This is a genomic window from Amycolatopsis sp. MJM2582 (assembly GCF_000754115.1).
Lineage (GTDB): Bacteria > Actinomycetota > Actinomycetes > Mycobacteriales > Pseudonocardiaceae > Amycolatopsis > Amycolatopsis japonica.
The window spans coordinates 1,345,514-1,357,643 of the sequence record NZ_JPLW01000002.1 but is presented as its reverse complement, the minus strand read 5'-3'; the positions used below and the strand labels follow the sequence as shown (position 1 = coordinate 1,357,643).

Below are 12,130 nucleotides of genomic sequence, written 5' to 3'. Positions count from 1 at the left end.
AATCCGCGCGAAAGCTTCAAACCACACGGTAGGTGGCGATCTTGATTTGCTGCCTCCCAGGTCCGTGAAGGCCTCCTTCACTACCTTCAGGGTAGGCAAGGAGGCCTTCACGGACCCGCACCTAAGGCTGCGACACCGCAAGAAATCCACGTACGAATAACTGGATCCCTTTCCGCAATTCCGCTATAAAGCTTTAAGAACCCTTCGCGCGCGAAGGCGCTTCGCCTGCGAAGCAGCGTTTAAGATACGTGCGGGAGCGCAAGTGATCAGCACTTGAGGTGAATTGCCGCGTGGCAATCACCGCGCGGCCGGAGTTCGGCCCTACTTTGTCCCGCATGGTTGAGAAGGATTCGACGGCGCGGACCCGGGAACTGGGCCACCGCATGAAGGCGTTCCGGCAGCGCAGGCATTTCAGCGGAGCCGACGTCAGCCGCCGTAACGGCTGGTTGCAGAGCAAGGTCACGAGGTGGGAACAAGGGCTGCGCGAGCTGTCCGTGGTGGACGCGGCGCTGTATCTCGCGACCTGCGGCGAGGCGGAGCCCGAACGCGATCTGCTGCTGGAACTGACCCAGCCCGGCGGCGACCTGTACTGGGTCCGGCCGTACTTCGACGAGCTCGTCGACCCGATGAAATCCCTGGAGATCCAAGAAAACCTCGCGCATACGCTGGTGCGCTACGAGTCGTTGACGCTTCCCGGACTGCTGCAGACCGAACCGTACGCCCGCACCGCCTTCGAACTGATCGGCAACCGCGACCAGGCCCAGCTGGACAAGATCGTGAGCGCCCGGATGGAACGGCAGCGGTTGCTTCAGCGGGATCGTCCGCCGCGCTGCCGGTTCTTCGTGCACGAGCGCGCGCTGCGGTCGGTCGTCGGCGGTCCCCGGATCATGCACGAGCAACTGCTCCACCTCGTCCTGTCGGCGAATCTGCCTTATTGCTCCATTCGCATCGTCCCCGAAAGCGGCGAAGTGGGCAGGGTGCTCGAGAATTCCTTCACCATCATGGAATTCACGGAACATCCGGCGGTGGTGTACACGGATTCCTACGCGGCCGGGGTGTTCATCGACGACCGGGTGGCGGTCGAGGCCTATTATTCGCTCGTCGCGAGGTTGGAAAGCGATACCCTGACCGAGGAGAGATCACGGCAAATGCTCGCCGAATGGGCGGACCGGTACGACCGGATGGAGGAATGATCCGTCCGGGGTTTCCCGCCGCCTCCGCAGGGGGTAATCCTTCCGGGTAGCCGAGGAGAAGGAGTTCGTGGTGACGAAGACGCAGGGTGGTGCCCCGGTCGCCGAGGCGGAGATCGAGCGGAAGTACGACCTGGCGGCCGACCGGCCCATCCCGCCGCTGGTCCCGGCCGGTCCGGTGACGAACCAGGCCGATCCGAGGGTCGACGTCCTCGACGCCACGTACTTCGACACCGCCGACTTCCGGCTCGCGCAGGCGGGCATCACGCTGCGGCGGAGGCTCGGCGGTAGCGACGAGGGCTGGCATCTCAAACTCCCGGTCGGCGAGGACAGGCGAGAGGAACTCCGCCTCCCGCTGGCGGGAAAGCCGGACAAGGTGCCCGGCGCGCTGGCGAAACTGGTCCGGGCGCATACGCTCGGCGCCAAACTCGTCCAGGCCGCGCATCTGCGTACCGAGCGCACTTCCTACGCCTTGCTCGACGCCGACGGGCACGAGCTCGCGACGCTGACCGACGACGTCGTCATCGGCGAGGCGGGCGGGGACAAGGCGCACCTCGACCGCTGGCGGGAGATCGAGATCGAACTCTCGCCCGGCGCCGACCCCGAACTGCTCCAAAGCCTGGAGCAGGCGGTCCTGGAAGGAGGCGCCGAGCGGTCGAGGTGGCCGTCGAAGCTCCGGCGGCTGACCGACGAACTCGTGCCCCCGGCCAGGGGAGCTTCGGGCTCGGTACTGGCGGACTACCTCGCCGAGCAGCTGGACGCGCTGCGACGCCATGACATCGGAGTCCGCCGGGACGTCGAGGACGCGGTACACCAGATGCGCGTCGCGACCAGGCGGCTGCGGAGCGCCTTGAAAACCTTCCGCCGCTCGCTGGACGCCGACGTCGCGGCCGGGCTCGCCGAGGAACTCCGTTGGCTCGGCGGAGAACTCGGGCCGGCGAGGGACAGCGAGGTCATGGCCGCGCGCCTGCACGACGAAGTGAAGGCGCTCCCGGCCGAGCTGGTGCTGGGGAACGTCGAGCAGCTGATGACGCGCCACTTCGCGCGCGAGGGCGAAGAGGCCAAGGCGCGCGCCATCCGGGCGCTCGACAGCAAGCGGTACACGAAGCTGTTGCGAGCGCTGGAAAAGATCGTCGGCAAACCGCGGAAGATCAAGGATGGCAAGAAAGAACTACGCAAGGCCGTCGCACGGTCGGGGCGGAAGCTGAGCAAGGCGGTGGCCGCGGCGAGCGAGCTCGAGCCCGGCGCGGAGCAGGACGCCGCCTTGCACGAGGTGCGCAAGAAGGCCAAGCGAGCCCGCTACGCGGCGGACGCGGTCCGGCCGGTGACCGGCAAGAAGCTTCGAAAATGGCGAAAGAACGTCAAGGCGGTGCAGAGCACGCTCGGCGAGCATCACGACATCGTGGTCAGCCGGGAGGTCCTGCGCCTCCTCGGCCTCCGCGCCTACGCCGAGAACGAAAACGCTTTCACGTATGGGCTGCTGCACGGGCGTTCGGTCGCCGAAGCCGACGCCGCGCACCGGCGCTTCGCCGGGAAATGGCAAAAGGCGGGTAAAGGTTCTCGTCCGAAATGGCTCAAATGAGGTAGCCCGGGTTGACCTGCCGCCGTCGCCGAGTAACGTCGAGGGAACTTGGTGGTCTGGAGAGAGGCGCCCCCAATGTTGCCTGGCCAGCGCGTACCCGGCGAACAGCCGGACCTGGCCGTGACCACCTGCCGCCGCAAGGACGGCGTCCTCATCCTCACCGCGGTGGGGGAAATCGACGCGGCGACCGTCGGACGCTTCCGCACCGAGCTCAGTGGCGCCTGCGTCAAAGGGAGGCACGTGATCCTCGACCTCTCCGGCGTCGGTTTCCTCAGCTGTGCCGGATTGCAGGCACTCGAGGAGGCCAACGCGGCGTCGCCCCGGTTCTCGGTGATCGTGAAGACCGCTTTGGTGTCACGGATTCTCGACGTCAGCGGGGTCGGAGCGGACCTCGACGTCCGGTGGGACGTCGAGGACGTACGGATCTAGTCGAGCTCGACCTCGTCGGCGGAGACGTCCGGCAGCAGGCCCCGCCACCGTGGATTGCGCAGGCAACCCGCGTCGGTCCAGCCGCCGAAGACGACCTCCCCGACGATGGTCGGCCGCGACCAGTGCGCGTCCCGCGCCTGTTTGTCCGGAACGGAGTGGAACGGGGATGTCTTGCGCTCCAAGCGGAACAGCTGCTTGGAGAGCGTCTCCAGCTCGTCACCCGCGAAGCCGACACCGCAGTTTCCGATGTACCGCAAGCCGTCTTCGTGCGGGACGCCGAGCAACAGCGAGCTGAACGTGCCCGCCCGGCTGCCGCCACCCGGCCGCCAGCCGCCCAGTACCACTTGCTGCACCAGGGTTCCCGTGATGGAAAGCCATTCGCCGGTGCGCTTTCCCGGGTGATACGCGGAGTCGGCCCGTTTGCCGACGATACCGGCGAGACCGTGTTCACGAGCCGCCCTCGCGACCGCGCCGCCGTCTCCGAGGTAGTACCGCGGGACTTGCCAATGCGGACCGGCGAGCCCGAGTTCGTCGAGCAGTTCCCGCCGTTCGACGTACGGCGTCCCGACACAGGCGCGGCCGTCCAGATGCAGGAGATCGTTCACCAGGTAGAACGCCGGATACCGGGAGGTGAGCCGTTTGGCGGAGTTCTTCGTCGCCCGCGCGCGGTGCCCGAGCCCTTCCGCGCTCGGCTTCCCGCCGTCGAAGACGACGATTTCCCCGTCGAGGAAGACTTCCGTGGCCCCGAGTTGTTCGCCGAGGCCGCGGAATTCGGGATACAGGCCGGTGACGTCGTCGCCTGAATCGTCGTAGGCGGTGATCCGGCCCCCGGATACGCGGATCAGCGTGCGGCGCCCGGACCAGTCGAATTCGTAAGCCCATTCCGGGTCTTCGCCGGTCGAGGGGAGACGGCCCGGTTTGGTCAGCATCGGGGCGAGGAAAGAGGGGAGTTCCTTCCGGCCGGGGTCGGCGGGGTCGAGCCGTTTGAGCAGCCAGCCGTTGTCTCGTCCGTCCTTCTTCACGTTGAGGAACAGGTATTTCCCGCGTGCCCGTGCGCCGTGGAAGACGACTTCGACCTTGTGGTCGTTGAAGTGCAGCGTTTCGTACCGGCCGGTGTCCCAGATGGTCATCGTGCCGCCGCCGTATTCACCCGCCGGGATCTCGCCTTCGAAGGTGAGGTATTCCATCGGGTGGTCTTCGGTGTGCACGGCCAGACGCTCTTGGTCTGGCGCCATCGGCAGGCCCTTCGGCACCGCCCAGGAGACGAGGACCCCGTCCCGTTCGAGGCGGATGTCCCAGTGCAGGCTGCTCGCGTGATGTTCCTGGATGACGAAGAGATCGTCGGCCCCGGTCTTCCCGTCGCGATCCGGCAGGGGTTCGGGAGTTCGCCCAGGTCTGCGCTTACGGCGGTATTCGCCGAGTTTCTCCGCCATGGTCGGCCGGCGCACCCCTTTCCGGATCGGGTCACGCAAGCCTAGCGCCGTTCACCGTCCTTCCGTGTGCCGAAGGTCCCTTTTCCCACGGTAAAAGGAGGAAAGGGACCTTCGGCGCCGATGTGGTTCAGTCGGTCTCGGCCAGCGCCTCCGCGAACTGGGCGGCGTAGAGCCGGGAGTACGCACCACCGGTGAGCAGCAGCGTTTCGTGGTCGCCCTGTTCGACGATCGACCCGTTCTCCATCACCAGGATGACGTCCGCGTCGCGGATGGTGGAGAGCCGGTGCGCGATGACGAAACTCGTCCGTCCCTCGCGCAGCGAACTCATCGCCCGCTGGATCAGCACCTCGGTCCGGGTGTCGACCGAACTGGTGGCCTCGTCGAGGATGAGGATCGCGGGCTTCGCCAGGAACGCCCGCGCGACGGTGATCAGCTGTTTCTCGCCCGCGCTGACCGTGCCGCCCTCGTCGTCGATCACCGTGTCGTAGCCGTCCGGAAGCGTGCGGACGAACCGGTCGACGTGGGTCGCCTTGGCCGCCGCCACGATCTCGTCCTGCGTGGCGCCCGCGGAACCGTAGGCGATGTTCTCCGCGATCGTGCCGCCGAACAACCACGCGTCCTGCAGCACCATGCCGGTCTTGGCGCGCAGGTCTTCACGGTCCATCCCGGCGATGTCGACGCCGTCGAGGGTGATCCTGCCACCGTCGAGTTCGTAGAACCGCATGAGCAGGTTGACCAGCGTGGTCTTCCCCGCGCCGGTCGGGCCGACGATGGCGACGGTGTGCCCCGGTTCGACGGTGAGCGACAGGTCCTCGATGAGCGGCGTGTCTTCGGCGTACCGGAAGGACACGTGCTCGAACTCGACCCGGCCCCGCACCTGCTCAACCCGCGCGGGTTCGGCGGGCTCCGGCTCCTGCTCGTCCGCGTCGAGCAGCGCGAAGACCCGCTCCGCGGACGCGATACCGGACTGCAGCAGGTTCGCCATGCTGGCGATCTGGGTGACCGGCTGGCTGAACTGCCGTGAATACTGGATGAACGCCTGGACATCACCGAGCGACAGCGTCCCGGACGCCACCCGCAGCGCGCCGATCACGGCCACCAGCACGTAGCTCAGGTTGCCGATGAACATCATCGCGGGCTGGATGGTGCCCGAGATGAACTGCGCCTTGAAGCTCGCGCCGTAGAGCGTGTCGTTGTGCTCCCGGAAGACCTCCTCGGCCTCCTGACGGCGGCCGAACACCTTGACCAGCGAGTGCCCGGTGTACATCTCCTCGATATGCGCGTTGAGCCGTCCGGTGGTGGACCACTGCTTGATGAACTGCGGCTGCGCCTTCTTGCCGATCTTGGCCGCGACGATCACCGACGCGGGCACCGACAGCAGCGCGACCAGCGCGAGCACCGGCGAGATGACGAACATCATCACGAGCACGCCGACGACCATCAGCAGCGACGACACGATCTGCGCGAGGGTCTGTTGCAGTGACAGCGCGAGATTGTCGATGTCGTTGGTCGCCCGGCTCAGCACCTCGCCGCGCGGCTGGCGGTCGAAGTAGCTCAGCGGGAGCTTGGCGAACTTCTCCTCGATCCGTTCCCGGAGGTCGAACACGGCCCGCTGGACCAGGTTCGTGGTCAGCCTCGCCTGCAGCAGCGAGAAGAACGACGCCACGATGTAGAGCAGCAGCACCCACAGCAGGACCTGGCCGACGGCGTCGAGGTCGATGCGCTGGCCCGGGACGAAGTCGATCCCCGAGAAGAGATCGGCGAGAGTGTTGTTGCCTTCAGCCCGCAGGCCGGCGATCACCTGCTCCTTGCTCACCCCCGCGGGCATGTCCTTCGCGACGACGCCCGCGAAGATGAGGTCCGTCGCCATGCCGAGGATCTTCGGCCCGATGACGCTCAGCGCGACGCTGGCGACGCCGAACAGCAGGATGCCGTACAGCATGGCGCGTTGCGGTTGGAGCAGCCGCAGCAGCCGTTTCAAGGATCCCTTGAAGTCCAAGGCCTTCTCGGCGGACTGCCCGCCCATGAAGGCGGCGGGGCCGCGGCCGAGACCGCCTCCGCCGGGGCCGGGCCCCCGTGCCGCGCTCGCGCGCTCGCCCAGGGGTTTGGCCTTCGTCGTGGATTCGGGCGCGCTCATCAGGCGGCCTCCTGCTCGGTCAGCTGGGACAGCACGATCTCGCGATAGGTTTCGTTGCCGTCCATGAGTTCGGTATGCGTGCCGGTGCCGACGACGCGGCCTTCGTCGAGCACGACGATGCGGTCCGCGTGGCGGATCGTGCTGACCCGCTGCGCGACGATGACCACGGTCGCTTCGGCGGTCTCGGCCACAAGAGCCCGCCGTAGCGCGGCGTCGGTCGCGTAGTCGAGCGCGGAGAACGAGTCGTCGAAGAGATAGATCTCGGGGCGCCGCACCAGCATCCTGGCGATCGCGAGCCGCTGCCGCTGCCCGCCCGAGACGTTCGTTCCGCCCTGTGCGATGGGGGAGTCGAGCCCCTCGGGCATCCGTTCGACGAAGTCCTTGCCCTGCGCCACCTCCAGCGCGTGCCAGAGTTCCTCGTCGGTGGCGTCGGCCTTGCCGTAACGCAGGTTGCTCGCGACCGTCCCGGCGAACAGGTACGGCTTCTGCGGCACCAGCCCGACGGCGTCGGAAAGCACGGTCGCGTCCAGTTCACGGACGTCGACGCCGGCGACGCGCACCGAGCCGTCGGTGGCGTCCATCAGCCGGGGGATCAGGTTGAGCAGAGTGGTCTTCCCGCTGCCCGTGCTGCCGATGATCGCGGTGGTCTCACCGGGCAGGGCCAGCAGCGAGATGTCCTGCAGCACCGGTTTCTCCGCGCCGGGATAACGGAATTCCACATCGGACAGTTCGAGCCGTCCGTGCACCTCGCCGGGGCTCACCGGGTTCGCCGGGAGGACGACGCTGGTGTGCGTGTCCAGCACCTCGGTGATGCGCTCGGCGCTGACCTCGGCACGGGGCACCATCATGAACATGAAGGTGGCCATCATGACCGCCATCAGGATCTGCATCAGGTACGACAGGAACGCGGTGAGCGCGCCGATCTGCATGCTGCCGTCGTCGATGCGCAGCCCGCCGAACCACAGCACGGCGACGCTGGACGCGTTCATCACGAGCATCACGATGGGGAACATCAGGGCCATCAGCCTGCCGACGACCAGCGAGACGTCGAGCAGTTCGGTGTCGGCCTTCGTGAACCGCCGCCGCTCGTGGGTGTCCTTGACGAACGCGCGGATCACGCGGATGCCCATGATCTGCTCGCGCAGGATCTGGTTGATCTTGTCGATGCGCTCCTGCATCAGCCGGAACGCCGGCCGCATCTTCGCGATGATGATCCCGACCGAGACGCCGAGGATCGGCACCGCGAGCACCAGCAGCCACGAGAGCGTGACGTCCTGGTTCAGCGCCATGATGATGCCGCCGAAGCACATGATGGGCGCCGACACCATCAGGGTGAACGCCATCAACGTCAGCATCTGCACCTGCTGGACGTCGTTGGTCGTGCGGGTGATCAGGGACGGTGTCCCGAACTGGCCGACCTCGCGGGCGGAGAAATCCTGGACCCGGTGGAAGATCGCGCCGCGGACGTCGCGGCCGACCGCCATCGCGGTGCGGGCGCCGTAGTAAACGGCGCCGATCGAACACGCGATCTGCACCAGCGACACCAGCAGCATGACGCCGCCGACACCGAGGATGTAGTCGATGTCGCCCTTGACGACGCCGGAGTCGATGATGTCGGCGTTCAAGGTGGGGAGATAGAGCCCGGCGAGGGTCTGGACGAACTGCAGCAGCACGATCAGCCACAGGTCTCGCCGGTACGGGCGCAGGTGAATGCGCAACAACTTCGTCAGCACAACGGTTTCTCCCCAGTGGTGGGTAGGGTGTTACTGCTTGTTCGGTTTCTTCACCGGTTCGGGTCCGGTGAGGGACGGGACGCCCGCGGCGGCCTCGTGCAGGAGGGCGGAGACCGTCTCCAGGAACGGCTCGGTGCCCTCGTTCATCAGCCAGTGGAAGAACGCCGTCTTCACCGCGGACTCCACGATGGCCGCCATCAGCCTGGCGTTCAACGCGTTTTCCGGGCCCGCCCCCGCCCGTTCGAGGATGCCCTCCGCCAGCACCCGTTCGACGGTGGCGTGGGCCTTGAGGAACTCGCCGTGCACCGACGGGTGGAGGATCATCGACCGCGCGAGCTTCACCGAATCGCGGTTCGGCTCGCCCTCGCGGCCGTAGGTCTCCAGAGTCGCGGCGCTGACCGCTTCCCACAAGGACTCCTCTGGCGGCCTTTCACGCAAGGCCTCCAGGACCCGTTCCTGCCGTTCGACGATGAACGAGCAGATCGCCTCCTCCTTGCTGGAGAAGTAGTTGTTGAAGGTGCGCGACGAGACACCCACGGCACTGGCGATGTCTTCGACGCGGACCTGCTCGACGCCCTTCTCCGCGGCCAGCCTGAGCGCTGCCTCGCTCATGGCGCGCCGGGCGGCGCGCTTCTTGCGTTCGCGCAGTCCCAAAGGCGCGTTCGGGTCCAGGGTCATGCGGCCAGGGTAGGGAAAACTTGCGGGGCACGCAAATTCCTGCGCAGTCCGCACTTTTCGGACATCCCCCGTGGCGTGCAACACGCAAGATGCAGCCGAATGGCCTAGCGCGCCGCGCTCACCAGCCGTAACGCGTTCGTGACCAGGTCACTGCCAGCGGTTGAACGGAAACCGACTGTGGACACGGATAGTGACTTCTGCTTGCATGGCCGTCGTTGTGCTGGGGAGTGCGACACGGGTCCGGGTATGCGAAGAGAAAGAAGTGGAAGCACATGGTGACGCGGGCTCGAGGCTTGCTTGACCGCTCACGGGTTCTTCTGGACCGTTCCAGGGTCGCCGCGGCGCAGTTCCTCGCCGCACCGCCCCGGCACGCTCCGTCGGCTCCACCGGTCGAACCGGAAGTGGAGCAGCGGCCTGCCGTTGAAGCGCCGGACGCCGGCGCGCTCGCGGGTGTCTGCTCCAACGTCGCGTTGCGCGACCTCAATCTGCTCGACCAGTTGCTCGCGCAGCTGGAGACGATGGAGGCGGGGGAGGAGAACTCCGACCGCCTCGCCGAGCTCTACCGGCTCGACCACCTCGCCACCCGGTTGCGGCGCAACGCGGAGAACCTGCGCGTGCTCGCCGGCCGGGACGCCGACGACACGACGGCCGGGATCTCTTCCGTGCTCGACGTGATGCGGGCGGCGATGTCGTCGATCGACCACTACTCGCGGATCACGATCGGCCGCGTCGTTTCGCTCGGTGTCGTCGGCTTCGCCGCCGAGGACGTCAGCCGGATCCTCGCGGAACTGTTCGACAACGCGGCGAACCAGTCGTCACCGAGTTCTCCGGTCAGCGTCAGCGCGCACCTCACCGAACAGGGGAGCGTGCTGATCCGGATCGAGGACGAGGGCATCGGCATGCCGCCCGAACGGCTCGCGGTGCTGAACGAACGGCTCGCGGCCGGCCCGGTGCTCGACGACGATTCCGTGCGGCACATGGGACTCGCGGTCGTCGGCAGGCTCGCCGACCGCCACGAGATCACCGTCAAACTCGACCGCCGCACCCCGCACGGCACGGTCGCCACCGTGCTGCTGCCGGTCCCGGTGGTCTCGGAACTGGCCGAGAAGCAGTGGTCCGGTTCGCAGACGGTCGTGCTGCCGCAGGCCAGGATCACCAACGGCGCGCCCGTGGGCGGGCCGGTCGCGACGCCGTCCGGGCTGCCGAGGCGCCGCCCGGCCCCCTCGGCCGCGCCGGAACCCGAACGGAAGCCCAGCCCCCGTCCGCGCTCGGCCTTCCAGCCGCCCGCCGACGGCGGCACCACGGCCAGCGGTCTTCCGCGCCGGGTTTCCCGCAGTATCAGGACTTTGCCCGACGAACCGGCCCCGCCGACCACCCCGCCCGCCGACGCGGCGGACGGGCACGAGGCGCTGCTGGCCGACCTCGATGCCTTCACCGACGGCGAGCGTGCCGCTCTCGACGACCGGCACGAGCGTGAGACCGGAGGAAACACCCAGTGACCGCCCAGGACGCGACCACGGATTTCACGTGGCTGCTCGACGACTTCGTGCGCAAGGTGCACGGTGCTAGCCACGCGCTGATCATGTCCGTCGACGGTTTCCCTTTGACCGCGTCGGAATCGGTGTCCAGTGACGACGCCGAGCAGCTCGCCGCGATCGCGAGCGGGCTGCTCAGCCTCGCGGGCAACAGCGCCGCGCTGTTCGGCAAGGGCAACTGCGAGCAGATCATCATCCGGCTGACCCGCGGGTACTTCCTGTTCATGGGGATCGGTGCCGAAGCGGGCCTCGCGGTGCTCACCGAACCGGACTGCGACATGAAGGTCGTCGCCTACGAGATGACCCAGTTCATCACCAACGCCGGTCACGCGCTCACCCCCGAGGTGCGAGCGGGACTCCGGCAGGTCCTGACCGCCCGACGGCCGCAGGCCTGAGAATCCGGAGAAGGAAGGGATGACCGTGTCCAGCGACCAATCTCCGGACCGGCACGTCAAGATGCGCAGCCGCAGAATCCGGCCGTACGCGCTGACCGGCGGCCGGACCAAGAGCAGCCAGCTGCTGCTGGTGGAGACCTTGATTTCGGTCCCGCGTTACGACCCGTCGCTGGCCGAGGCGCTGATGCCCGAATCGCGCTCGCTGTACGAGCGCGCCCGCGAACGCTCGTCGATCGCCGAGCTTTCGGTGGGACTGGATCTGCCACTGGGCGTGGTCCGGGTGCTCATCGGCGACCTCGCCACCCAGGGCGCCGTCTTCGTGCACCCGACGGCCCACGCCTACAACCACGATACGAACGTGCTCGAGAGGATCCTCGATGGACTCAAGCGCCTCCCGGTCTGACGCCGATCTGCTGGCGATCTCCGCCAAGATCGTGGTCGCCGGTGGATTCGGCGTGGGCAAGACGACGTTCGTCGGCTCCGTCTCCGAGGTCCCGCCCCTGAGCAACGAGGCCTGGATGACCGAGGCCGGGGCCGGGGTCGACGAGCTGGTGCCGCCCGGAACCAAATCCACCACCACGGTCGCGATGGACTTCGGCCGGATCACCCTGCGTGAAGACCTGCTCCTGTACCTGTTCGGCACACCCGGCCAGGCCCGGTTCTGGTTCCTCTGGGACGACCTTTCGCGCGGCGCGCTCGGTGCCGTCGTACTGGTCGACACCAGCCGGATCGACCAGTCGTTCGCCGCGATCAACTACTTCGAGAACGATTCGGAGCTGCCGTTCATCGTCGCGGTCAACCAGTTCGAGGGGATGCCGGTGCACGACCTCGAAGAGGTCCGCGACGCGCTGGCGCTCTCCCCGGACATCCCGCTGGTCACCTGCGACGCCCGCGACCCGAAGTCGGCGGTCGCGACGCTGCAGGAACTGGTGTCGCACACGTTGTCCCTCGCGGTGGTCTCCGGGCCAGGCCGCGAGTTCGCTTCACTTGGCTGAACGGTTCTGGGAGGAACGCAGAG

At 67.4% G+C, this 12,130-nt stretch carries 11 protein-coding genes; 7 read left to right on the top strand and 4 right to left on the bottom strand.

Annotated features, from left to right (window positions below; genetic code table 11):
* The first annotated feature begins 335 nt into the window (after positions 1 to 335).
* From ED92_RS16495 to ED92_RS16485, 3 genes are all read left to right on the top strand, one after another.
* On the top strand, positions 336 to 1,193 hold the full coding sequence (locus ED92_RS16495) for a helix-turn-helix transcriptional regulator (RefSeq protein ID WP_037338891.1): 858 nt from the start codon (positions 336 to 338) through the stop codon (positions 1,191 to 1,193).
* A gap of 67 nt (positions 1,194 to 1,260) precedes the next feature.
* Positions 1,261 to 2,772, top strand: a complete 1,512-nt coding sequence (locus ED92_RS16490) for a CYTH and CHAD domain-containing protein (protein WP_037338889.1) — start codon at positions 1,261 to 1,263, stop codon at positions 2,770 to 2,772.
* Between the two features lie 75 nt (positions 2,773 to 2,847).
* The gene (locus ED92_RS16485; RefSeq protein ID WP_037338886.1) at positions 2,848 to 3,201 is read left to right on the top strand and encodes an STAS domain-containing protein; all 354 of its coding nucleotides are present in this window, start codon (positions 2,848 to 2,850) and stop codon (positions 3,199 to 3,201) included.
* Here ED92_RS16485 and ED92_RS16480 read toward each other — a convergent pair.
* From ED92_RS16480 to ED92_RS16465, 4 genes are all read right to left on the bottom strand, one after another.
* The gene (locus ED92_RS16480) at positions 3,198 to 4,634 is read right to left on the bottom strand and encodes a DNA polymerase ligase N-terminal domain-containing protein (protein WP_052120727.1); all 1,437 of its coding nucleotides are present in this window, start codon (positions 4,632 to 4,634) and stop codon (positions 3,198 to 3,200) included. The genes ED92_RS16485 and ED92_RS16480 overlap by 4 nt on opposite strands.
* Before the next feature lie 127 nt (positions 4,635 to 4,761).
* Positions 4,762 to 6,771 carry an ABC transporter ATP-binding protein gene (locus tag ED92_RS16475; protein ID WP_037338884.1) on the bottom strand — a complete coding sequence of 670 codons (2,010 nt, stop codon included), beginning with the start codon at positions 6,769 to 6,771 and terminating at the stop codon, positions 4,762 to 4,764.
* Positions 6,771 to 8,504 carry an ABC transporter ATP-binding protein gene (locus ED92_RS16470; RefSeq protein WP_037338882.1) on the bottom strand — a complete coding sequence of 578 codons (1,734 nt, stop codon included), beginning with the start codon at positions 8,502 to 8,504 and terminating at the stop codon, positions 6,771 to 6,773. The genes ED92_RS16475 and ED92_RS16470 overlap by 1 nt, the downstream gene beginning before the upstream one ends.
* A gap of 30 nt (positions 8,505 to 8,534) precedes the next feature.
* The gene (locus ED92_RS16465) at positions 8,535 to 9,182 is read right to left on the bottom strand and encodes a TetR/AcrR family transcriptional regulator (protein ID WP_037338879.1); all 648 of its coding nucleotides are present in this window, start codon (positions 9,180 to 9,182) and stop codon (positions 8,535 to 8,537) included.
* A 272-nt stretch (positions 9,183 to 9,454) separates the two neighbouring features.
* Between ED92_RS16465 and ED92_RS16460 the strand changes: the two genes are divergently transcribed.
* The 4 genes from ED92_RS16460 to ED92_RS16445 are packed head-to-tail and all read left to right on the top strand — an operon-like array spanning position 9,455 to position 12,107.
* Positions 9,455 to 10,681: a sensor histidine kinase KdpD gene (locus ED92_RS16460; protein WP_037338877.1), complete on the top strand. Its 1,227-nt coding sequence runs from the start codon at positions 9,455 to 9,457 to the stop codon at positions 10,679 to 10,681.
* Positions 10,678 to 11,112, top strand: coding sequence for a roadblock/LC7 domain-containing protein (locus ED92_RS16455; protein WP_005159022.1), 435 nt, complete (start codon positions 10,678 to 10,680; stop codon positions 11,110 to 11,112). Before ED92_RS16460 ends, ED92_RS16455 begins: the two co-directional genes overlap by 4 nt.
* A gap of 19 nt (positions 11,113 to 11,131) precedes the next feature.
* Positions 11,132 to 11,515 (top strand): DUF742 domain-containing protein, encoded by a 384-nt coding sequence (locus ED92_RS16450; RefSeq protein ID WP_081975813.1) that lies wholly within the window; start codon positions 11,132 to 11,134, stop codon positions 11,513 to 11,515.
* Positions 11,490 to 12,107, top strand: coding sequence for an ATP/GTP-binding protein (locus ED92_RS16445; RefSeq protein WP_037338873.1), 618 nt, complete (start codon positions 11,490 to 11,492; stop codon positions 12,105 to 12,107). Before ED92_RS16450 ends, ED92_RS16445 begins: the two co-directional genes overlap by 26 nt.
* The last annotated feature ends 23 nt before the right edge of the window (positions 12,108 to 12,130 follow it).